Genomic DNA, 22,030 nt, shown 5'->3' with positions numbered 1-22,030 from the left:
ACTCCAATTCAAACTCATCAAATATTATTCCATCGGCTGATTATATTCAGTTGGATTACTGGTATTAACCGCCCGAGAAGGGACTACCGTAGAAATCGCATGCTTATATACCATTTGACTTACGGTGTTTTTAAGTAAAATCACAAATTGATCAAACGATTCAACCTGACCTTGTAGCTTGATCCCGTTGACAAGATAAATTGCCACAGGAATACGGTCACGTCTCAATGCGTTTAAAAACGGGTCTTGTAAAGATTGCCCTTTCGCCATTTTAAGGCCCCTCATTTTTTATTTTTTCTAATAATTTTGTTTCAAATTTAGCTAGTTACACAACGAGCCATTTAATTATACACAGAGATCTTAATCTTGTTTGACTTTTATCTAAAATTTTTTGTTGCTTCGGTAAAAACCAGAAACGGATTCAAAAATTTATCCAACAAATAATTTAAGATGCTGATTTACATAAGCTAATTAAGTTTATGTTGCAGTGCTTATAGAAATCCCGTCGAGAATCTTCTGCAGGTTTTGTGGATCATCGGTTGTTAGCCAGGTCAAATCCGGCCAGCTCCGAAGCCAGGTTAATTGTCGTTTTGCCAACTGTCTGGTGGCACAAATTCCCCGGAATTCCATTTCATCATAATCATACTCACCGTCGAGATACTCCCACATTTGTCGATAACCAACACAGCGGATAGACGGTAAGTTAGGATGCAAATCATCTCGCTGTTTAAGACGTTTTACTTCCTCTTCAAAACCCTGCTCCAACATAATCTTGTATCGTAACTCGATACGCTGGTGCAAGGTTGCACGTTGTTCGGTGCTTATCGCAAACTGCAATACTGGTCCTTCGACCGTCTCACCTTTATCTTCGGTTAATTCCGTCAACGATTTACCAGAGACCCGATAAACTTCCAGCGCTCGGGTTAATCGCTGAGGATCATTTGGATGAATTCGTTTTGCAGAAACCGGATCTACCGTTTCTAACTGCTGATGAATATATTCCCAGCCATGTTCTTTGGCCTGGGCTTCAATTTCACCACGAATCGCTTCATCAGCCTGCGGCAAAGGTGACAGACCTTGCAGTAGACTTTTAAAATACATCATAGTTCCGCCCACCAGCACCGGATATCGGCCAGCATCTCTGGCGCGTTTAATCGCGGCTTTTGCGTCACGGCAAAAATCTGCCGCAGAATAACTTTGGGCGGGATCGATTAAATCAATCAACTGATGTGGATAACTGGCCAATTCATCTGCCGTTGGTTTGGCAGTACCGATATCCATCCCTTTATAGACCAGTGCAGAATCCACTGAGATTAAATCGCAGGGAATTTCGTCTGCAAGCTGCATCGCCAGACTCGTTTTGCCGGAGGCAGTCGGGCCCATAATGCAGATAATCGGTAATAAAGATGCGGGATTATGATCGCTCATTCATTCGGTAAGCTTAAGTTGATGTATGTACGAAGTGAGGTCTAGTTTTAGACAATTCAAGTCAAACAAACTAAAAAAGTCGATATTGTTATCACCGCAGATATCATCAATCAGGCTTTGCAGTTGCTGGCTTGATACAAATTCAACGGTTGTCGGCTGAGCAAATGCTGACACCCAATCTAGCGGTTCATTTTTCTGCTCAGTTAAGTGATTGAGAATCATAGAAAAGCTAGATTGCACATCCTGATCGCGCAACATTGCCGGATACTGACGAATCACACATTTATTATTTGGCTTTAGCTGTAGGTGAATACCATGTTGGATAAATTGCTGTTGATGTTTAGCAATAAAATCTAATGTGGATGCATCAAAGGTCAAAGCGACAGGCAACAACAAAGGTTGCGAAACGATTTCTCCGGCAAATGCCCTTTGCAATTTTTGTCGCTGATATTGCTCAATAACCGGTTCAACATTAAGTAAATACAATTGCTGTTGGTACAAAATAACGGCGGTGTGTTCCGGTTCAATGGTTATCACCTGATAATCCGATTGAGCAGTTGCAGCGGTCGATGCGGCTTCAGGCGCCGATGTTGTTGCAACCGATTCATGCTGTGGTTGCGTTGTTGAGATTTCAATATCAGTGCTCAGCAACTTATCATAGTTGGTAAGCGCCTGCTTACCTGGCCTTTCAGAATAATGTTGTGCTCTGCCAGCATAACCGCTTTGATGATGGCTCGGCGCATTGTAATCCCGGCTATCAGAGCGCCCGGTGGACGGCGTATAGGTTTCGTTGCTTGGCCTTAGTGGCTGGATATAGTCGGAAGATTCAAATGTAACCGCAGGTTCTTCAATGTGTTGCTCCGCATCCGCTGAATCGCTCAACAGCTGTTGTTCAAGACTCTGACCGATAGCACTGACAATAAAATCATGAACAAGGCGTGCCTGGTGAAAACGCACTTCGTGTTTCGCCGGGTGAACATTGACATCGACCTGATCGAAGTCAAGGTTCAGGAATAGCACAAAAGCGGGATAGGCGTCATGAGGCATACGCTCGCCATACGCCTGCCGAATGGCATGGTTAATAAGTTTGTCACGCATCATCCGACCGTTGACATAGCTATAACACAAATCGTTCTGACTACGATTAAATGCAGGGCTTGCTACCCAACCATACAAATGCAGCCCCTGATGCTGAAAATCGATAGCAATGGCATTATCGACAAATGCTTGCGAGCAAATACTGGCTAAGCGCTTTTCAACCTGTTTATCGGTTTTTGCCGCCCGGTACTGGCGAATCGTTTTCCCGTTATGGTTTACGATAAAAGTAATATCGAGTTTGGATAAAGCAATGCGTCGAATAACTTCGTCAATATGAGAGAATTCGGTTTTATGAGTTCGTAAAAATTTACGTCGCGCCGGTGTATTAAAAAACAGGTCTTCGACATCTATGGTGGTGCCATCAGGGTGGGCTGCTGGTTGAATATCAACCGCCATTTCCCGCCCAGTGGCCGTCGCCTGCCACGCCTTATCCTGATCTGTAGGTTTGGATGTGAGTGTCAGGCGCGATACGGAGCTAATACTCGCCAACGCTTCACCGCGAAACCCAAGGGAAGAGATCGACTCTAAATCATCAAGGTCTTTTATTTTACTGGTTGCGTGACGGGAAAGTGCCAGAGATAACTGGTCTTGATAAATGCCTTTGCCATTATCACTGATGCGGATGCGTTTATGTCCACCCTGCTCCACATCAATGGTAATTTTTGTCGCGCCAGCATCAATGCTGTTTTCAACCAGCTCTTTGACAACAGAAGCTGGCCGCTCCACAACCTCGCCAGCAGCGATCTGATTAGCCAGACGAGGAGGTAAAATTGCTATGCTCATTGACGATTAATTCATTTGCGGAATTGTCAAAGTCTGACCGATTCGAACCACATCAGATTTAAGGTTGTTAGCAAGCTTCAATTCTCTTACCGAAACTTTATAACGTTGTGCAACCACAGATAGTGATTCACCAGCGCGGATCTTATGCTTGGTCGGGCGCTGGCTCGCCAATAGTGAACCTTCTGGTGGATATTGATGGAAATAACGCTTCATCCCCGAAAAGATCGCTTTCGCTAAATTACTTTGATGCGTCGGCGACGTCAGATTTTTGAAATCATAAGGGTTTGAGATAAAGCCAGTTTCTACCAGCATGGAGGGAATATCAGAAGCCCTGAGCACTGCCAGACTCGCATTTTGCGGCTGAGTTTTGTGCATACGGGTGATCTTGCGCATTTCTGAAATAACATTGCGCGCCATCATGTCAGAAATTTCCAGAGACTTATCCTTGGTTAAATCTGCCAGAAACACCGCCAGATTTTCATCATTGGTTTTCTTGATAAGTTCACCGCCACCGCCAAGTAATGCCGAGTTCTTTTCACGATTAACCAACCAACGAGACAGTTCAGAATCCGCTCTGCGGTCATTGACAATCCAGACAGAAGCTCCTCGTGGTTTGCTGGAGTGAAACGCGTCAGCATGAATTGAAACCAGAAAATCGACTTGCTTTTGACGAGCTATTTCGGTGCGACGATTTACGTGAATATAGTAATCACCGCTGCGAATCATTTCCGCCTTCATACCCGGCTCTTTATCGATAATCGCCTTTAACTTTTTGGCTATCTGCAGGGTGAGTTTTTTCTCATAGGTGCCGTTTTTGGAAATCGAGCCAGGATCTTCACCGCCGTGTCCGGCATCGATACCGATAATGATGTCGCGATTGGTTGCCTTAGGTTTGTTAACAACAACCTGCTTACGCTCTTTATCGAAAAGGTCAACGACCAGGCGGTTACCATAAGGGCCTGCGGGTTTTAGCGGGAAAATTTTGTCCTCAAAGCCACCGTTTAATTCAATAACAATACGGGTGCTTTGTTTACTTTTTGCGGTACTGGTTCGGATTAATTTAATGCGAGTGTCATTCGCAGCCAGATTTTCCAGACTAACCTGGTTTGTAGTGCCTGTGAAATCGATTACCAGACGCTCAGGATTCTTCAGGAAGAAATAACTGTAGTCCGGCGTATTGCTGAGGTCGAATACAACCCGGGTGTAATCCGGCGACGGCCAGACACGAACACCATCTATGGTGCTCTTAGCAAACACGGGGGCTGTTAACAGACCTAGCAGCAAGGTTATTATTTTTATCTGACCACGAAACATAGTGTGATGAGTAACCCTAAACTAGTTTATTTATTATTTGTTCACCATTAACGCTTTTTGCCACTAATGTGACACGGCGTTGTTGCTCAACATATTCAAGATCAATAATAAGATCTTCTGCGGGTAAAATGCCAGCGCCTTTTTCTGGCCATTCAATAAAACTGAAACAATGCGGCTGAAAATAATCGCGTATACCCATGTATTCGAGTTCTTCAGGATCGGCTAACCGATACAAATCAAAATGGAAAACCCGATATGGTTCAAGCTCATAAGGCTCTACTAAAGTATACGTCGGACTCTTAACATTGCCATTATGACCCATGCCCTGCACAAATCCTCGCGTCAATGTGGTTTTGCCGGCACCTAAATCACCATTAAGAAATACCACCATGGATTCAATCGGAATCTCAGTCACCAAACGGGCGAGCGTTTTGCCAAATTCAACGGTGGCTTGTTCATTTTCAAGATTAAACTGTAATCGCTTCATTGTTTCTCACAAGGCACTGGATAGCACCTTATCAATTTTTCTGATGCCTTTTTCGGTAAAAAGTTCATCGTTAATACTGGTTTACTAATTTACGAAGGATAGGAAGGAGGTCTGTGGCAAGCATGCCTTTTTCCCCTTCTTCTTGGGCAATATCTGCCGCCTTTCCATGGAGATATACTCCGGTGCAACAGGCATCGGCAATTGTCGTAGATTGTAAGCGTAATGAAGCCAGGATGCCAGTCAGGAGATCGCCCATACCGCCACTTGCCATCCCTGGATTACCAGATGTATTAATGAACACCCTTTCACCATCACTAACCAAAGTACCAGCACCTTTGAGAATACAAATGCCACCATATTTTAGGGCGATGGATTTCACCGCTTCAAAACGATCGCGCATGATTTCTGCAACCGAGGTGTTTAACAGGCGCGCTGCCTCTTTGGGATGCGGAGTTAGAACCCAGTTGCTTCTGGATTTAGGCTGTTTCGCCAGTAAGGTTAAGCCGTCACCATCGACGACCATGGGTTTATCACAAGCCAGTACTTTATCAAACAGTTCCTGAGCCCAGTCATCAAGCCCCAGGCCCGGCCCAAGTACTATGCTATCGACAGCGGATAATTGTTGGGTCAGTTGCTCTTTAAAATCGACCACCAACATTAGCTCGGGCCGCCCGGCAGCAAGACTAGTGGTGTTATTGGGATGACAGGCAACACTTACCAAGCCGGCACCACACCTTAATCCGGCTTCTGCAGCAATTTTAATGGCCCCGGGAGTCGCCAGGTTGCCGCCGGCAAAAAGTAACCGCCCGGTGTTTCCTTTATGACTGCTTCCCAATCGTCGCAATAAATGTGGCAAGGTATCATCAGCAATTACCGAAACCTTATCATCATAAGCCTGCTCAAATTCCTCGCGTATTCCCAATCCGGCAATGAAGATTTTTCCACAATGATCAACTGCCAAACCAGTTAACAACCCTTGTTTCATGGCAACAAAGGTTACCGTGGCATCCGCATTTATCGCGCACCCCATTGGCATGCCGGTATCGGCGTTAAGGCCTGAAGGAATATCCAGAGCAAGGATGGGTGGCGGTAACTGATTTACCAGTTCAATCACATAACGATAATTATCGCGAACATTACCCGTAAGTCCGGTACCCAACAATCCATCAACAATGACATCGATACGGCTTAAATCTATGTCATTAAATTTGTGAAACTGGCCACCCTGGTCGATAAACTGCTGACAGGCTTTTTGCGCATCTCCTTGATAACGTTCGGGGTTGCTGACGCTATGCACATATACATGCATGCTCTCTTCCAGCGCTAGCCTTGCGAGTACCAATCCATCACCGGCATTATTTCCACTTCCACAAACCACCAGAACCGTTTGCGCCTTGGGATAACGGCTTTTCAGTAAGTTAAATGCCGCTTCGCCGGCATATTGCATCAATTGCATCGATAACACATCTAGCTTAGCGGCTATCGATAATTCATGATCGCGAACGGTTTCGGCGCGAAAGGCCCGATGTGGTATGCTGTGGTTAATATTTACTGGCAACATGATTTCGTCCATGGAACAAAGTTCTGACGTTAACTATCCCGAACTGACAGAAAAAATCAAGCTTTGGGGAAAAGAGCTGGGTTTCGCAAAAGTAGGAATTTGCGAACCAGATTTAACTGGTGAAGAACCCGCTTTACAACAATGGTTAGACAACCACTACCACGGTGATATGGATTACATGGCTCGTCATGGCATGATGCGTGCCCGCGCCAACGAACTATTGCCGGGTACCTTGAGGGTCATCAGTGCCCGTATGGATTACCTGCCTGGTAATGCAAAATTCGCCAAGATATTAAAACAAAGGGATCATGCTTATGTCAGTCGCTATGCGCTAGGCCGGGATTACCACAAATTATTGAGACAAAGATTGAAGCAATTGGGAGAGCGCATCAAACAATACTGCGCTTCTCTTAATTTTCGGCCCTTCGTTGATTCAGCTCCGGTTCTGGAACGGCCTTTAGCGGCAAAAGCCGGCCTTGGCTGGATAGGAAAACACAGCCTGTTATTAGATCAGGATGCCGGATCCTGGTTTTTTCTCGGCGAATTGCTGGTCGACATTCCATTACCCATCGACGAGCCTCTACCAGAAAAATGCGGTAGCTGCGTTGCCTGCATCAAAATATGCCCTACGGATGCCATTGTCGCTCCTTATGTTGTCGATGCCAGACGCTGCATTTCCTATTTAACGATTGAATTAAGAACGGCAATTCCTCAAGAGTTTCGCTCATTAATGGGCAACCGTATCTATGGTTGTGACGATTGCCAGTTAATCTGTCCCTGGAATCGTTTCGCGAATCTCAGTGCGGAAGCCGATTTTCAGCCAAGGCAAAATTTAGATGAAATCACCTTGCTGGATTTGTTCAGTTGGGATGAAAATACCTTTGATAAAAACCTTCAGGGTTCTCCTATAAGGCGAATTGGTTATGAATGCTGGCAACGAAATTTAGCCGTTGCCTTAGGTAACGCTAAACCCAGTGACGAAATCATTAGCGCACTGGAAAACCGTTACCCCGATACAACGCCGATGGTACAAGAGCATATCGAGTGGGCCCTTAAACAGCAACGGGCAAGTGTTCAAGCGGTAGAAGTTGGATTACGAAATAAAGAGCGCCTGGTCAGAAGCATTGAAAAGGGATTACCAAGGGATGCTTGAGGGAAGCGGACAATTCGACTTAGGAGAGAGGACTGCGTCGAAGAAGACGCTGTCGGTGAGGACTGCGTCGAAGAGGACGCTGTCGAAATTCGTCATTGCGGCGACGGCCGTAATCTCGCTTTTGGGCTAAAAATTGAACTTGATTGAACGACTCTAAAGGCCAGCTAGCGTCATACGCTATCCCATTTATTTACTCCGTCTTCCCAGCATGTTATTGGCTGGGACCTCCTTTCGATTTCCTGAGACTTGTTTACTTAGCTGTTTGAAAAGTTGAAATAAATGAAACCACAGCACGCGACATGAGATCCCACTCAAAGACTTAGTGGGATGATGGCGCAAAACAGAAAGAAAGTGAGAGGTTCAACGACTCTAACCCGCCCTCTGCGACCCAAAAGAACAACGAATTCTACAAACTACGTTCAGCGTGGGCGTTAATTTCGTCCATCGCTTGTTCTATTGCCGGCATTAAGCTTTGCGCGTTATCGAACTCTTTCTCATGGCAATACTGGCGTAAGATTTGGCAAACACGAATCAACCTTGGTGCGAACAGGATTTTCGCGGTCTGCAAAATCGCTTCGTTGATTTTCGCAACTAACAACAGGTTATTTACCTCAAAGGCGGTCTGTAAACGCTGCAGGTTGGTGCGATTTCGCTCAAGGTAATCGTCAAGCATGGTCGCAGCCATTTCTGTAGTGGCGTGATAGTGATTGAATTTTTCCATATCCATAATCACTTGCGGGTTTCGCTCTGAACTCAATACCGGTTCAGGAATAGATTCCGGCTCAGGTTTAACTTCTGGTAGTGATCTTATTACCGCAGGTTCCGCACGGCTCTCAAGGGCTTGCGCATCATCCATCGCCTGTTGTTCAATCAGGGCAAGTTCATTGGCTAAAATTTCCGGCTTAGTTTCCATCGCCATCACCGAAGCCACTTTTTCTTTATCGAATATTGCCGAATCGCCACCGGACTGAGGTTGCAGTGAATTTTTCGCCATATCAAAACCGTGCTCGGCGCCCTGGAAATAACTGCGCTTCACCAATACCAACATGCGCCATGCCAGTAATGCACTCAAGGTAAGCAGAATTACCATCATTAAAAAGCCGGTTGGCAACATCATCGATTCACTAACGGTAATATTTACTAACGGAACGGTCAGCGAAAATTCAGGTAGATCGAAAAACTGTTTTGAAGATACCAATGTTGCCGTTTGCGTCAGAAATTTCTGATAATTACCCAAACGATTGGTCACTAGCTTACTGGCCTGAGCTTCATCACGCCATTTAGCAAACAGCTGACCAGAACCAATAAACTGGTTTATCAATTCTGCAATATCACCAGAAACCCGAGAAAAGGCTTTATCTTCTGGTCCTTTTTTCAAATGCTGGCTGATTAAACTGGCTCGTTGCGCGACATCGGCAGCGACATCATTAAAATTATTATCCCCTAAAGATGATGACAAGTTGCTCATGCGCACTTGTACTAACAATAATTGTTGATACAAGTATTGATAAAACTCGACTTCTTCAACGGCCTTTATTTGATCGTTAATTAACTGGGTATTTACCCGGTTATTTACAGAGACAAACGCCGTCGATTGTTTATCCAGAGCCAACTGTTGACGGTTTCGTAATTCTTCTACGCGATTAATAATATCGCTTAACGTTCGAATGTTAGCCTGATACTGGCCATTTCTCGCCTGGCGGACCAAAAGCAATTCATCTACAAGCAAAGAAAACTGATTATAATCGGCAACAAAGTTTTGAGATTGTCGTTGAATATCTCCGGCCTGATCTTTTCGTACCTGATCCTGCAGCCAAACCATATGGGACTTTGTCAGGGTAACAATATCTGACCATGAATCCCTCAGGTCGTCTAAAGGTTGATTAAATTGCTGATGGGCGATAGCCAGTTGTTGCTGACTCAGATGGTATTCGAGTTCGGTGAGCTTATTAAGAAGTTTGGCATTATTTTTAATAAATGGAATTTGCTGCTCTTGAAGGTACTCGGCTCGTTGTGCTAACTGTTGATATAACCAACTTGAGGTAGCGACAAAAAACACCAGGCAGGAAAGCAAAAGTGCCAGATAGATCCCTGCTCTGGAAAAAATGCCCGATGGCATGGTCACGGATTTTAACGGCTGAGTCATAACTTACATCCATTTATTGTTGTTATTTGCCATGTAAGCATGGCGTACTTTGAAACACCCTTAGCCTCGGGGTAACCACTAACCCGGGAACGCAATCAATATGGGACTAAGGATAATTGCTAGTCTATCCATAAACTGTTTAATGGTAAATGACTAATTATTGGTCATATTTTAAAAGCATGTTGGCGGTAAACTTTCAGCTCTTCGATGGACTCGCGAATATCATCAAGGGCCAGATGGGTACCGGTTTTACTGACTTTTTTCAGAATATCTGGTTGCCAGCGGCGAATTAACTCTTTGATTGAACTGACATCAAGGTTTCGATAATGAAAGTAATCTTCAAAATCCGGCATATAAGCATTTAAAAAACGACGGTCCTGGCCAATGCTATTTCCGCACATCGGTGATTTCCCGGCTGGAACATATTTAGACAAAAAGGCTTCCGTTTGCTGCCAGGCTTGTTCCAAGGTGACATTTGAATCAAGACAACGCTGGGTCAAGCCACTTTTACCATGTTGCTTGATACACCATTCGTTCATATTATCCATGGTTTCCTGGCTGTGGCCGATGGCAAACACAGGACCTTCGGCAAGAATTTCCAGCTCACTGTTAGTAACAATGGTCGCAATTTCCAATATCTGATCTTGTTTCGGATCTAACCCTGTCATTTCCAAATCCAACCAGATCAAATTGTTGTCGTCGATAAGACTCATTATTACTCCCATGTATTTTTCGAAATCGTCTATAGCCAAGCAAAGCGTTTACCATGCGCAGATGCATTCTGCCGTCGCTGGGGCTATAATACGCCAAATTTTTTATAATTAATATTTGTTCGGAACCACTCGATAACAGGATCGCCAATCAAATGAAACACTACCGTGGCTAAGCGCAAGAAACTGACCAAGGGTCAGAATCGACGTATCAAGGCAAACTTGTCCAGTAAGCTTAAGAATGAAAAAGTTAATTGGCAAGACGACGAGCTGGGCGCGCAGCAGGCTGGATTGGTAATATCTCGCTTTGGTCAGCATGCTGATGTCGAAGATCAACAGGGTAATATTTACCGCTGCAATATTCGCCGTACGGTAAAAAGCCTGGTTTGCGGCGATGAGGTGGTCTGGCGCTTAGGCAAGGAAACCCAACATTCAGTAAGTGGAGTGATTGAAGCGGTTCACGAACGTAAATCTGAACTATCCCGTCCTGATGTCTATGATGGACTAAAACCTATCGCGGCCAATATCGACCAGATTTTTATCGTCTCTTCAATTTTGCCGGTATTTAATCCGGATATTATCGATCGCTATCTGGTAGCGACCGAGTTAACTGGTATTAAACCTGTAATCGTCCTTAATAAAGTGGATTTAACCACAAGTGAAGACGAGCAACAGCTTATTGATGAGCAGCTTAAACTTTATCAGGATATTGGTTATCAGGTGATTCGGGTCAGTAGCAAAAGTGGCGATGGCATCGAGCAAATCCGCGAGCGACTAGTCCAGCGTACCAGCATCTTTGTCGGTCAATCCGGTGTCGGCAAGTCAACCTTAGTAAATACCTTAATGCCTGAGTTGGATCTATTGACCAAACAGGTGTCCGATAATTCAGGTCTGGGGCAACACACCACCACCGTTGCCCGTTTGTATCATCTTGAAAATTCAGGGTCTTTAATTGATTCGCCGGGCATCCGGGAATTCGGTTTATGGCATCTCACACCCGATCAGGTAGATGCCGGATTCATCGAATTCCAACCATTTTTTGGCCATTGCAAATTCCGAGATTGTAAACATCAAAGCGATCCCGGTTGCGCGTTAGTTGCAGCCGTTGACGAAGGCCAGATCAATCCTGTACGATTCGCCAGCTATCAGCGGATTTTAGCAAGCCTGGATGGTAATAAACTTACCTCACGGTTTCAGTGATAGCTTCTATAATTGCATTAGTCAGTATCGCCGGGTAACGACCGCGCGTTCACTACATAAAGGAAAGTTTTCGTGTCATTGGATAATTTAAAAATTGCCCTGCAGTATGCCATGCCTAAACATGGATTATCACGTTTGGTGGGTTATTTCGCCGCTGCAGAGGCTGGCGGTTTTACACGCTTTGCAATCAAACAATTCATCAAGGCCTATGGCATTGATATGAAAGAAGCAAAGTTGGAAAATGCCGAAGACTACAAAACCTTCAATGACTTTTTCACCCGGGAGCTAAAAGACGGTTTACGTCCTATCAATCCCGATGCACAGGAAATCTGTTACCCGGTGGACGGTGCAATCAGCCAGCAGGGTGATATCGTCGATGATCAGATTATCCAGGCAAAGGGCTTTAACTATTCTTTGCAAACTCTGCTAGGTGGTAAAGAAAGTACGGCAGAACCGTTCCAGCAAGGTAAGTTCTCTACCATTTATCTGGCACCAAAAGACTACCACCGTATCCATATGCCAATGGCAGGTACGTTAAGAGAAATGATTTATGTACCAGGTGAATTGTTTTCAGTGAACCCGCTGACAGCGCAAAACGTACCAAACCTATTCGCTCGTAATGAGCGCGTTGTGGCTATCTTCGATACCGCTATCGGACCGATGGCGATGGTTTTAGTTGGCGCCACCATTGTTGCCAGCATCGAGACCGTTTGGGCTGGTACGGTGACACCACCAGCTGGAAAAGACATCGTCAGCTGGCAATATCCAGCCGAAGGCGACGACGCTATCGTGCTTGAAAAAGGCGCGGAAATGGGACGTTTCAAACTCGGCTCTACCGTAGTTTGTGTATTCCCTAAAGACACGATTGATTTCACGCCTGACGCCGGTCCGGAAACGGTGACCCGACTTGGGCAACCTTACGCACAAATTGTGAAATAGTTGAGGTGAACTATGCTGGTATTCGCGCATCGGGGTGCCAGTGGTCATGAACCAGAAAATACTCTGTTAGCCATCGAACGAGCGTTAGCCATGCAGGTTGACGCTATCGAGGTGGACGTCCACCTATTGGCTGACGGCGAGCTAGTAGTCACCCATGACCGTTGGTTGAAGAACCAGCCAAAAGCCATCAAACGCATTCGCGATTTGTCTCTGGCGCAAATCAAATCTTTCGATGTCGGCAAAGGTCAGGCCATTCCCACCCTCAATGAAGTACTTGAATGTATCAACGGTCAGTGTCTGGTAAACATTGAGCTGAAGGCTGAACGTACCGTGATCCCATTAATGAAAATCATGGATGAGGCCTTTGATAAGTGGAATTTTCAGCCCAGTCAGTTTCTCTTATCCTCCTTTAACCATCATTTGCTGTTCGAGCTGAAAACCCTGAATAGCCATGTTAATACCGGCGCATTGACCGCCAGTTGCCCTCTCGATTATGCAGCTTTCGCCAAACGCCTGGACGCCTACAGCGTGCACATTGATATTGATTTTGTGAATCAGGAGTTTGTAAATGATGCCCACGAGCGGGGCTTGAAGGTTTTCGTTTATACCGTCGATAATGAAGAAGATATTGTCGAGATGCACCATCTGGGTGTCGATGGCATTTTTAGTAACTACCCTACCCGTTCGCTGGTAAAGATAGCGCACCTGCAGAGTCAGCAGGTGCCTGAGTTAAATCCAATGTTGGCGAATTCGAATATCTAGATGCGAATACGGTAACGGCCCTGGTTATCTTTCTTACCTAAAAAGCCCATGGTCAACAGCGGGCGAGCAGATTCTGGAAACTTTGGACCAGGTTTTAAATAACCCTGGGCTGCTATGCGGCCGCGCTGGCTGATATAAACCGATAACTCCAGACCGAGATCATTATCCGGGTCAAGGGTTATGGCCAGCGAATTATTTTCACAGCTGAGCTTACCTTTGAAATCGCCAAGCGCTACCTCTTCATCAAAGGCGTTAACACTAGCCTGCTGCCAGGTAATGTCACCTGCAACTTCGGTACAGATTTCCTTGCCAGTGATAAAGGTTTGCAAATCCACGGAAACCAGACCGCTTGCTGTCATATCAACAGGCAAGGTTACAAGATTAACAATCCTTCCCGCTTCAATTTTTATGTCGGCATCATGCAAGCCAACATAAGGGTGATCGTTACGTATGGTTAGATTACCGGTAGGGCCGATACGCGGAGAACGGCCGAAATTTACGTCGGCACTTGGTGACATGGTTAATAAAGACAAAGGGCTTAAAGACCAGTCAACATCTTTAATCTCATAATTGCTGGTCGACATGCTTTGCGCTTCTCCTGACCAGACGGTACCGTCAACACCATGAAGCACGACATCTTGCGGCAATTCAATTAATGCTACCAGTTTCTTCGCTGGCGCCATGGCGATAACGAACACCAGATAGACGGCCAGAAATCCCAGGCCGTAACCCATTCCTTTTTTAATGCTCATTACACCCGTCCTACCTGCAAACGTCTTACTTTCACCGTGCCCTGTTCATCACCTTTAACGATATCAATGGCTTGAATAACCAAGCCTTCGCGAAGCTGTAACTGTTCTAGCCAGTGTAATAAATCGTTAAAAGCTACTTCATCAACCCAGACCTGAAGGTTATCGCCCTGTGGCTGCATCCGGGCAATTTCGATTTTATTACGTCGCGCCGTCTGATTTACCACAGAAGACAAACTTCCGCTACTCGGGCGAGCCCCGCCTTTTTTCTCGAGTGCTTTATACTTTGCCAGGTTCTCATGAACCCAGTGCAACAATTCCTGTTGCTGGTCAGCCTTTACCTGCGAGCGCGCCAGGTTATCATTTAACGGCTGCCACAGACCAAACCAAAATAACGCCAATACCAATACCACAGAGCAGCCGGCGACCATTTTCTGTTCTCGTGGGTTTAAGCCCTGCCACCATTCGTTCATGATTTACTCCGGATATTAAAGGAACCCACGACCTGGTCCCCTTGATTGTTCTGCGCACCAGTAGTGACATCCATATCGGCTTTTTCCAGCTCGGACTTGAACTGTTCGAACGCTTGGTAGTTGTTGGCAACCACAGAAATTCGCAATTCCTGACGCTTATCATCGTACTTCATTGATTCCGGCTTCATGGTCGGTACTTTCACAAATGCCGGGCGCAGTTTTTCAAGCATGGTTAATAAATTATCGTCGCCTCCAGCGCCACCAAGTTCCGAGATTTTGCTACTGATCTGACGTTTTACCGTTGACATGCGAACCTTCTGGTTCTGACCAAAAGCCTGTTTGTACTCGGTTTCAATTTGCTCAGAGTACAATTCATATTTGCCATTGTTCTGATAGATTTCAATGCCTTTGACCAACATATTGATCAATAACGCAACAACGGCAACCGCTGCTACCTTCAGGTACATCTGTACCATCGGCGAGCGTTCTTCTTTAAATTGATATGGCCCTTGCAACAAGTTAAATCGAGACTGAGATGAATAATCCGCCAATAACTTCATTGGCAGTTCCTGAGGCATAGATTCAATATCGACACCGGATGGTAATGCTGCCGAATCAAAGTCATCGATTTGTGAAAAAGACTGGATATGAATGTCGGCTTCATCTTCATCACGGTTTTGCACATATTGTTGTAAGAACAAATCGACGTTGTCCTGATCAACCACAAAGCCCAGCCAGGCATCCGGACGCACTAACCATTGGTCATCAATGTTTAAGCACACCCAACTGTTTTCGTGATGTGGCAGCGCCAGTACATCCGGAACCATAGACTTACATTTGATATCGGCTTTATGTAACCAGGATATCCAAGTTTCTATCTGTTTGTGGGCAACAATGGCAACAAAGGTGTTGGCATCTCCCTGATATTCCGATGGCTTAGTGGCATACGCGAAGAACAGGTCTTCCACGTCCTCGACTAAATCTTCTTCGAGCATGTAAGGCGTTGCCTGACGAATAGCGCGGTCATTTTTCCCCGGCACGGTCAATGCTTTGAGGCGAACATCCGCGCTGTTAACCAGGACGTTAACATCGCGGGTTTCTGCTTTTTCTGTCAGTTCTGTGAGGTTGTCGGCCGTTGCCAGCACGCCAGAGGCAATTTCATCGGTCTGCCCCGGTGCGGTTATTAACCAGTAGACTGGGTCTTGTTCCTGACTTCCCAGCCTGATATGTAGCGTTTCTCTCATTAATGTGCTCCGATACTTCGGTTAACCACAACCAATTCGTCTTTTGTTACCATAAAAGTAGAGTTTAACGTAAAATAGCTGCCATTGAAGCTGGTTTTCGTGGTTAACTTAAAGTAATCGCTGTCGATAACAAATTGTTGTTTTAGTTGATTTATATTCTTAACGTTTGCCAGCTCAGGTAAACTACTGAACGCGCCTATGGTTTCGAAGCCTTCCTCAGGGCGAGCCGACAAAATATCCTGCGCAGTGCCTTCATCGGCACCACCTAACAAAGCCTGTAACAACTTAGTATCTTCAGGATCTAACGTATTGATATTAATTTTATGCATATCTGAGTTAGGTAACACACAGACATAAGGTTTCAGCGCAATAATCACTTGCGGGGTGAAATGCTCGATTATCCGCAGTTCATTCACTGAAGCTAACTTACTGTTGGCGGCAAGATAGGGGTATTCTTTTGATGCGTAGTCATCGTCTTCGGCACCGCCGGCACTGACAATGGAATTGTCTTCGTCAAGCCAGTCAACCAGAGCATCTACCATAGATTCGGCTTCGAAATTGCCGATGCCATCCACTTCCAATGAGATTATCAGTTCCTTTAAAGCGCCTTTTGCCAGTTCACTATTTTTTTTGCTTCCGCCAGTTCTTCGATCTGAATCAGCATCAGACGGCTCAGAGGCGCCTCCACCAGAGCCACCCGCGCTTTCATCCGCACCTTCCCTCGCTTCATCCTCAGGTTTAGCGCCGGGTGATTCGACAGAGCTGTTATTATTCGCCGTTTCTTCATTCCCAAGGGCATTAAGATTCAAACAGGCCTGGAGATCAAATATCTCACCGCTGATTTCACCCAGATCTACCGGAAAACGGGTTTCTCCAAGCGCCCAGCGCTGACCAAGATGAGTGACTTTTTTATTTTCCTGAAAATCGGCATACAACACACTTTTAGCAAACGCTTCAGCGCCCATCGCATACCAATAAGCCTGTTGGTTCGATTCCAGATTCTCGGTGCGTTGCTGTTGAAACATTAATGTGCCGCTCATTTGTGTGGCAATGATGGTAGTCATTGCAATCACCAAAAGAACAATAACCAGAGCAACCCCCTGTTGTTTGCTGAGCCTGATCATAATTGTCCCACTCCCGGCACTAAAAATTCCCGGCGGATCAAACCCAAATCCTGAAGTTCAATTTCAATGGCAACAGCTTTAGGTAACTCTTCACCATTTAATTCACTGACCCATTTGTCCTGATAGTAATATTCAAAATCAACCTGTTCCACGCCAGTGATTAATGGCCTTACTTTCGGCTCTTCACCAACGACGGAGTCTACGAATATCCGATGTAAGCGATTTAAAGTTTCTTCTTCCAGCTGATACGCCACGGCTTGTAAATCACTTCTGGGTAACAGCAATGCCGGGTTCGACCAGCCCTGGCGCACAAAGGCAATTCCGTGGGTGTTTCGCGAATACGTGGATTCATTGCTGTGCAAAAATCCTTGTAACGGTGCTTCACCTTCAATGCGAACCGTACGTTTGGTCATTTGCAAAAAGTCACGTTCCATCACCAAAAACGCCCGCTGCAATTCAACCAGCCGGGTATTTTTCTCATCCACCTTTTCCTGAGTGTTTAATATGGTTGAAAACATGGTGGCACTGGTTAGCCCTACCATGGCGAAAATAGCGATGGCGAGGATGACTTCCAGCAAGGTAAAACCACGTTGTTTTATCATTTTTTCACCTGACTGACATAGGTCATTAGCTGAGCTGACGGGTATTCAGCATCAGGATCTAATCTCACCTCAATGGTTATCGCCCGCATCGATTCGTCCTGAGTTTCTTCGACAATCCGGCGCCAGTGCCATTCTCGTTCCAATAACTCAACTTCACCGCGTTGGTTTTTCTTCGGCGGCCAGGTCTGATCGAGGGAAGCTTCGACCAATTGGTTAGCAGCCACCCATTGCGCAACCGTATTTTCTTCCATCCGTGAGGTGCCCAATAAACTGGAGCTGGCAACTTTGATTATCGCGGTTCCGGCGATCGCAAAGATGGCCATGGCAATCATGACTTCAATCAGGGTAAAACCACGGTGATGGGAATTAGGGCAAATCATCGAGAGGCCCCTCAACGGTTAGTGGTAAGGTGTAACTGGCATTAACGACAAAATAGATTGGTGCTTCAAAGCCATCGTCAAAGGTAAAGGTTAGCTGAAATGGGGTGATGTCACCGCCGGAGAGAATATAAACCTGAGGGAAAACTGGCTCTTCATCTTCATCAAGATAAAACTCTTCCTGACGCTCTTCGAAATCCTCGGTATCGATGCCCATTTGTGGTTCAATGGGTAAATCTTCGAGGTTCAGACTGATGCTGTAAGGGTCTTCGAACTCAACTCGCTCGAGTTTGTCCAGGTCTTCCATGGGTTGCCAACGCTGCCCATCGAAACCGTAAAACTCGTAGTAATTGTCTTCAACCAACAAGCCTAATTCAAGGTTGTTGAGAAGCGCGTACTCTGCGGCAAGCGTGAATAAAGAATCAAACCGCTTTGCGTGAACCTCGAGATCTTTACTAAAGTCCTGGCCACGCAGATTAGGGATTAGAAAGGCCGCCACCAATCCGATAACGAAAATTACCGCGATCAGCTCCAATAAGGTAAAGCCGCGAACGCTCCGGTGCACTCTCTAATCTCCTCAATTGCAAACGTGATGTTTTGGCTTAATCGTCCGAAGCTTTACCAGAACGCCACTCTTCAAGGTTCCAGTTACCGATATCATCGTCGGTACCTGCTTCACCATCTTCACCTGGGCTAAATACATCAAACTTACCAAACTCACCCGGGCTGATTAGCACGTATTCGTTACCCCAAGGGTCCTGCGGTAAACGGTTGATGTATCCACCAGGCTGGAATCGACGAGGAACCGGATCAATATCAGATTCTTCTACTAAAGCCTCTAATCCCTGGTCAGTCGTTGGATAGCGATAGTTGTCGGTTTTATACATGTTCAGGGCATTTTCCAGAGCGCTAACGTCAGAAATGGCTTTTTGAATGTTTGCCTTACCCAGATTCCCCATAATATTCGGAACCACTAATCCGGCCAGAATGCCAAGGATCACGATTACCACCATGATTTCGATTAGCGTAAAGCCCTTTACGCTGTTGATATTTCTCATACGTTTCATGTTACTACCTATTCCATTTTAAACGAGTGTATTCAATTGAATGATTGGCAGCATAATTGCCAGGACAATCAATAGTACCACGCCTGCCATCACGACCATAATCAGAGGTTCAAAGACCTTAAGTGCGATACTCACAATCGCGGTAAATTCACGATCCTGATTGTCGGCAGCACGCCCTAACATTTGTTCTAATTCACCACTTTTTTCACCACTGGCAATCATATGCAACATCATCGGCGGAAACAGTTTGGTTTGCTCTAAGGCCTTGCGCAGACTTGAACCTTCACGAACCAGCTCAGCGCTTTGCTGAACCTTTTCCTTGATATATACATTGGTTAACACATCACCAGCGATTTTCATACTGTCCAACAAAGGCACAGCACTCGCGGTTAATATACTTAAGGTTCGGGCAAAACGTGCGGTATTCAACCCGCGGATGATTTTTCCAATCATTGGCAAGCGTAAAGAATACTGATGCACCTTCATCCGAAATCCACTGCGCTTCATCATCTGCATAAAGACCAGATACAAAATAACCAAAGCGATAATGATAAAGACAATGTAATTCTGAAGAAATTCACTGGTGGCGATCAGAAACTGGGTGATCGCCGGTAGTTCCTGACCCATATGCTCAAATTGACTAACAATTTGCGGCACCACGTAAATCAGCAATGCGATGATAACGCCACTTGCCACCAGCACCATAACCAATGGATAAATCATTGCCTGGAGCATCTGACTGCGGGTTTGCTGTCGCTGTTCGGTATAATCGGCAAGGCGATTTAATACTTTATCCAGGTGTCCGGATTTTTCACCAGCCGCCACCATGGCGCGAAACAGGTCATCAAAAATCAACGGAAATTCGGCCATACTTTCGGCCAGCGAATAACCCTCGGTGACTTTCGAGCGAACCGACATGATCATACTTTTCAGTCGATCTTTATCGCATTGCTCACCCACAGCCATCAAAGCTTCTTCTAACGGTAATCCGGATTCAACCAAAGTCGCGAGTTGGCGGGTGATCAGCGCTAAATCGGTGGCTGAGATCTTGCGTGCGAAAATGGATGTTGATGAGCTTTGCTCTTTGGCCTTGGCAAGGCTGGGAGAAACTTCCAAAGGGATAAGTCCCTGATCACGCAACAAGGTGCGAACCTGGCGAGCATTGTCACCTTCGATCACACCTTTAACGTTTTTGCCGTTAGGATTAACGGCCTGGTAATCAAATGCCGCCATGATTAATCTTCCCGGGTAACTCGCATCACTTCTTCTAGGGTAGTAAAGCCGGCCAGCACTTTGCCGATACCATCTTCGCGAATACTTGGCGTATGGGAACGGACCGCCAATTCAATTGCCCGTTCGCCATTACCGTTTTGAATTAATTCACGCACGGTATCATCGACCACAATTAGCTCATGAATACCTGTACGACCGCGGTAACCACTGTAATTACAGCTCGAACAGCCTTTAGCGCGATAAATGGTTGGTTGGTCACCGTCTTCCAGATCCATGAGTACTCGCTCTTCCGGTGTCGGTACATGCACTTCTTTACATTCGTCACAAAGGGTACGAACAAGTCGCTGCGCTAACACGCCGAGTAACGACGAGGAAATCAGAAACGGCTCGATACCCATATCTTCTAATCGGGTAATGGCACCGGCAGCGGTATTGGTATGCAAAGTGGATAATACTAAGTGACCGGTCAAACTGGCTTGCACCGAGATTTGCGCGGTTTCCAAGTCACGGATCTCACCAACCATTACCACATCAGGATCCTGGCGCAATATCGCACGAAGCCCGCGAGCAAAAGTCATATCAACCTTGGTATTTACCTGAGTCTGACCAATCCCCTCGATATCAAATTCAATCGGGTCTTCAACGGTAAGGATATTGCGTTCGTTGTTGTCAATCTGGGTAAGACCCGCGTACAAGGTGGTACTTTTACCAGAACCTGTCGGACCGGTAACCAAAATAATGCCATGGGGTTTGGCGATAATTTCACTAAAGCGCACACGAGCGGCATCGGTCATCCCCAAATCCTGAAGATTCAGGCGCGCAGCATTTTTATCCAGTAAACGCAGCACTACGCGCTCGCCGTGACTCGATGGCATAGTCGATACCCGCACATCAACGGCGCGGCCACCGATACGCAAGGAAATCCGGCCATCCTGAGGAATACGCTTTTCGGCAATATCAAGCTTAGCCATAACCTTGATACGGGATACCAGCATTGATGCCAGCTTACGGTTAGGCTGCAACACCTCACGCAAAACACCATCAACACGAAAACGAACTTTTAAAACTTTTTCGAAGGTTTCAATATGAATATCCGAGGCGTTTTCTTTGATTGCTTCACTTAGCATCGCATTGATTAATTTAATAATCGGCGCATCGTCTTCATTATTAAGCAGGTCTTCGGCTTCATGGATTTCATCGGCAAGGGAGTACATATTCACTTCCTTACCAATGTCTTCCATCATCTGTTTCGCTTCAGACGAATCTCGTTGATAAGCCAGGGTCAGCAATTGCTCGAATTCATCGTCGCTGTGTTGTTCGACAACGAACGCCTGTCCCAAATAACGGCGCACCTCTAATAAAGCGTCGGTCGTTACTTCAGAGGTACAATGCAGTGCGAAACTGTCTTCGCGGTTTTCCAGCAATACTTTGTGACGATTGGCAAAACCAAACGGCAATTGCTGTGGCGTGCTGTCCTCGATCGCTTCGTGCTCTTGCTCAGCATCAGGCTCACCTTGGTGAACCTGCTCTTGTGCGAGCTCTTCTTCGCTCGAATGCTTGTAATGATCAAACTGACTCAT

Annotated in this window: 22 protein-coding genes; 4 read left to right on the top strand and 18 right to left on the bottom strand. The window is 45.8% G+C overall.

The features are described 5' to 3' along the window. Positions 1-24: 24 nt before the first annotated feature. The 6 genes from hfq to FNC98_RS00935 all read right to left on the bottom strand — a co-directional run bounded on the left by hfq (position 25) and on the right by FNC98_RS00935 (position 6,671). Positions 25-270 carry an RNA chaperone Hfq gene (gene hfq / locus FNC98_RS00960; protein ID WP_143579503.1) on the bottom strand — a complete coding sequence of 82 codons (246 nt, stop codon included), beginning with the start codon at positions 268-270 and terminating at the stop codon, positions 25-27. A 207-nt stretch (positions 271-477) separates the two neighbouring features. Continuing rightward, positions 478-1,428: a tRNA (adenosine(37)-N6)-dimethylallyltransferase MiaA gene (miaA, locus tag FNC98_RS00955; protein ID WP_143579502.1), complete on the bottom strand. Its 951-nt coding sequence runs from the start codon at positions 1,426-1,428 to the stop codon at positions 478-480. Then, a complete protein-coding gene (gene mutL, locus FNC98_RS00950; RefSeq protein ID WP_143579501.1) occupies positions 1,429-3,309 on the bottom strand; it encodes a DNA mismatch repair endonuclease MutL in 1,881 nt (626 codons plus the stop codon). A gap of 6 nt (positions 3,310-3,315) precedes the next feature. Continuing rightward, entirely contained in the window at positions 3,316-4,623 is a 1,308-nt protein-coding gene (locus FNC98_RS00945) for an N-acetylmuramoyl-L-alanine amidase (protein ID WP_143579500.1), read from the bottom strand. A gap of 16 nt (positions 4,624-4,639) precedes the next feature. After that, positions 4,640-5,110, bottom strand: a complete 471-nt coding sequence (gene tsaE, locus FNC98_RS00940) for a tRNA (adenosine(37)-N6)-threonylcarbamoyltransferase complex ATPase subunit type 1 TsaE (RefSeq protein WP_143579499.1) — start codon at positions 5,108-5,110, stop codon at positions 4,640-4,642. Positions 5,111-5,180: 70 nt separating this feature from the next. After that, complete coding sequence (locus tag FNC98_RS00935) at positions 5,181-6,671, bottom strand: NAD(P)H-hydrate dehydratase (RefSeq protein ID WP_221932908.1); 1,491 nt, start codon at positions 6,669-6,671, stop codon at positions 5,181-5,183. A 10-nt stretch (positions 6,672-6,681) separates the two neighbouring features. Here FNC98_RS00935 and queG point away from each other — a divergent pair, with 10 nt between their 5' ends. After that, the gene (queG, locus tag FNC98_RS00930; RefSeq protein WP_143579498.1) at positions 6,682-7,824 is read left to right on the top strand and encodes a tRNA epoxyqueuosine(34) reductase QueG; all 1,143 of its coding nucleotides are present in this window, start codon (positions 6,682-6,684) and stop codon (positions 7,822-7,824) included. Between the two features lie 406 nt (positions 7,825-8,230). On the opposite strand, the gene FNC98_RS00925 is transcribed toward queG, so the two are convergent. Both FNC98_RS00925 and orn read right to left on the bottom strand, forming a co-directional pair. Further along, positions 8,231-9,970 carry a hypothetical protein gene (locus tag FNC98_RS00925; protein ID WP_143579497.1) on the bottom strand — a complete coding sequence of 580 codons (1,740 nt, stop codon included), beginning with the start codon at positions 9,968-9,970 and terminating at the stop codon, positions 8,231-8,233. A gap of 164 nt (positions 9,971-10,134) precedes the next feature. Next, positions 10,135-10,683, bottom strand: coding sequence for an oligoribonuclease (gene orn / locus FNC98_RS00920; RefSeq protein ID WP_143579496.1), 549 nt, complete (start codon positions 10,681-10,683; stop codon positions 10,135-10,137). A gap of 165 nt (positions 10,684-10,848) precedes the next feature. On the opposite strand from orn, the gene rsgA reads away from it, so the two are divergent. From rsgA to FNC98_RS00905, 3 genes are all read left to right on the top strand, one after another. Then, entirely contained in the window at positions 10,849-11,880 is a 1,032-nt protein-coding gene (gene rsgA / locus FNC98_RS00915) for a small ribosomal subunit biogenesis GTPase RsgA (RefSeq protein ID WP_143579495.1), read from the top strand. 78 nt (positions 11,881-11,958) lie between these two features. After that, a complete protein-coding gene (gene asd / locus FNC98_RS00910; protein ID WP_144035406.1) occupies positions 11,959-12,819 on the top strand; it encodes an archaetidylserine decarboxylase in 861 nt (286 codons plus the stop codon). Between the two features lie 12 nt (positions 12,820-12,831). Beyond that, positions 12,832-13,581: a glycerophosphodiester phosphodiesterase gene (locus FNC98_RS00905; protein WP_143579494.1), complete on the top strand. Its 750-nt coding sequence runs from the start codon at positions 12,832-12,834 to the stop codon at positions 13,579-13,581. Here the strand turns inward: FNC98_RS00905 and FNC98_RS00900 are convergent. The 10 genes from FNC98_RS00900 to gspE are packed head-to-tail and all read right to left on the bottom strand — an operon-like array spanning position 13,578 to position 22,030. Continuing rightward, positions 13,578-14,333, bottom strand: coding sequence for a type II secretion system protein N (locus tag FNC98_RS00900; protein WP_143579493.1), 756 nt, complete (start codon positions 14,331-14,333; stop codon positions 13,578-13,580). The genes FNC98_RS00905 and FNC98_RS00900 overlap by 4 nt on opposite strands. After that, the gene (gene gspM / locus FNC98_RS00895; protein WP_143579492.1) at positions 14,333-14,803 is read right to left on the bottom strand and encodes a type II secretion system protein GspM; all 471 of its coding nucleotides are present in this window, start codon (positions 14,801-14,803) and stop codon (positions 14,333-14,335) included. Before gspM ends, FNC98_RS00900 begins: the two co-directional genes overlap by 1 nt. Beyond that, a complete protein-coding gene (gspL, locus tag FNC98_RS00890; RefSeq protein WP_143579491.1) occupies positions 14,800-16,047 on the bottom strand; it encodes a type II secretion system protein GspL in 1,248 nt (415 codons plus the stop codon). Before gspL ends, gspM begins: the two co-directional genes overlap by 4 nt. Further along, positions 16,047-17,171 carry a type II secretion system minor pseudopilin GspK gene (gene gspK / locus FNC98_RS00885; RefSeq protein ID WP_143579490.1) on the bottom strand — a complete coding sequence of 375 codons (1,125 nt, stop codon included), beginning with the start codon at positions 17,169-17,171 and terminating at the stop codon, positions 16,047-16,049. The genes gspL and gspK overlap by 1 nt, the downstream gene beginning before the upstream one ends. Continuing rightward, positions 17,168-17,773 carry a type II secretion system minor pseudopilin GspJ gene (gspJ, locus tag FNC98_RS00880; RefSeq protein ID WP_143579489.1) on the bottom strand — a complete coding sequence of 202 codons (606 nt, stop codon included), beginning with the start codon at positions 17,771-17,773 and terminating at the stop codon, positions 17,168-17,170. Before gspJ ends, gspK begins: the two co-directional genes overlap by 4 nt. Further along, positions 17,770-18,153 carry a type II secretion system minor pseudopilin GspI gene (gspI, locus tag FNC98_RS00875; protein ID WP_143579488.1) on the bottom strand — a complete coding sequence of 128 codons (384 nt, stop codon included), beginning with the start codon at positions 18,151-18,153 and terminating at the stop codon, positions 17,770-17,772. The genes gspJ and gspI overlap by 4 nt, the downstream gene beginning before the upstream one ends. Then, a complete protein-coding gene (locus FNC98_RS00870; protein WP_143579487.1) occupies positions 18,140-18,715 on the bottom strand; it encodes a Tfp pilus assembly protein FimT/FimU in 576 nt (191 codons plus the stop codon). The genes gspI and FNC98_RS00870 overlap by 14 nt, the downstream gene beginning before the upstream one ends. 37 nt (positions 18,716-18,752) lie before the next feature. Continuing rightward, entirely contained in the window at positions 18,753-19,208 is a 456-nt protein-coding gene (gene gspG, locus FNC98_RS00865) for a type II secretion system major pseudopilin GspG (RefSeq protein WP_144035405.1), read from the bottom strand. 27 nt (positions 19,209-19,235) lie between these two features. After that, on the bottom strand, positions 19,236-20,450 hold the full coding sequence (gene gspF, locus FNC98_RS00860; RefSeq protein ID WP_143579486.1) for a type II secretion system inner membrane protein GspF: 1,215 nt from the start codon (positions 20,448-20,450) through the stop codon (positions 19,236-19,238). Positions 20,451-20,452: 2 nt separating this feature from the next. After that, entirely contained in the window at positions 20,453-22,030 is a 1,578-nt protein-coding gene (gspE, locus tag FNC98_RS00855) for a type II secretion system ATPase GspE (protein WP_143579485.1), read from the bottom strand.

It is taken from the genome of Thalassotalea sp. PS06, from assembly GCF_007197775.1.
Classification (GTDB): domain Bacteria; phylum Pseudomonadota; class Gammaproteobacteria; order Enterobacterales; family Alteromonadaceae; genus Thalassotalea_A.
This window is presented reverse-complemented; position numbering and strand designations above follow the sequence as displayed.

Coding starts and splice junctions, on each gene's coding strand:
- gspE (WP_143579485.1), bottom strand. CDS start 22,030: ATGAGTCAGTTTGATCATTACAAGCATTCGAGCGAAGAAGAGCTCGCA.
- gspJ (WP_143579489.1), bottom strand. CDS start 17,773: ATGATAAAACAACGTGGTTTTACCTTGCTGGAAGTCATCCTCGCCATC.
- miaA (WP_143579502.1), bottom strand. CDS start 1,428: ATGAGCGATCATAATCCCGCATCTTTATTACCGATTATCTGCATTATG.
- gspI (WP_143579488.1), bottom strand. CDS start 18,153: ATGATTTGCCCTAATTCCCATCACCGTGGTTTTACCCTGATTGAAGTC.
- FNC98_RS00900 (WP_143579493.1), bottom strand. CDS start 14,333: ATGAGCATTAAAAAAGGAATGGGTTACGGCCTGGGATTTCTGGCCGTC.
- tsaE (WP_143579499.1), bottom strand. CDS start 5,110: ATGAAGCGATTACAGTTTAATCTTGAAAATGAACAAGCCACCGTTGAA.
- mutL (WP_143579501.1), bottom strand. CDS start 3,309: ATGAGCATAGCAATTTTACCTCCTCGTCTGGCTAATCAGATCGCTGCT.
- gspL (WP_143579491.1), bottom strand. CDS start 16,047: ATGAGAGAAACGCTACATATCAGGCTGGGAAGTCAGGAACAAGACCCA.
- FNC98_RS00935 (WP_221932908.1), bottom strand. CDS start 6,671: ATGTTGCCAGTAAATATTAACCACAGCATACCACATCGGGCCTTTCGC.
- queG (WP_143579498.1), top strand. CDS start 6,682: ATGGAACAAAGTTCTGACGTTAACTATCCCGAACTGACAGAAAAAATC.
- gspK (WP_143579490.1), bottom strand. CDS start 17,171: ATGATCAGGCTCAGCAAACAACAGGGGGTTGCTCTGGTTATTGTTCTT.
- hfq (WP_143579503.1), bottom strand. CDS start 270: ATGGCGAAAGGGCAATCTTTACAAGACCCGTTTTTAAACGCATTGAGA.
- gspM (WP_143579492.1), bottom strand. CDS start 14,803: ATGAACGAATGGTGGCAGGGCTTAAACCCACGAGAACAGAAAATGGTC.
- orn (WP_143579496.1), bottom strand. CDS start 10,683: ATGAGTCTTATCGACGACAACAATTTGATCTGGTTGGATTTGGAAATG.
- FNC98_RS00925 (WP_143579497.1), bottom strand. CDS start 9,970: ATGACTCAGCCGTTAAAATCCGTGACCATGCCATCGGGCATTTTTTCC.
- FNC98_RS00945 (WP_143579500.1), bottom strand. CDS start 4,623: ATGTTTCGTGGTCAGATAAAAATAATAACCTTGCTGCTAGGTCTGTTA.
- gspF (WP_143579486.1), bottom strand. CDS start 20,450: ATGGCGGCATTTGATTACCAGGCCGTTAATCCTAACGGCAAAAACGTT.
- gspG (WP_144035405.1), bottom strand. CDS start 19,208: ATGAGAAATATCAACAGCGTAAAGGGCTTTACGCTAATCGAAATCATG.
- FNC98_RS00905 (WP_143579494.1), top strand. CDS start 12,832: ATGCTGGTATTCGCGCATCGGGGTGCCAGTGGTCATGAACCAGAAAAT.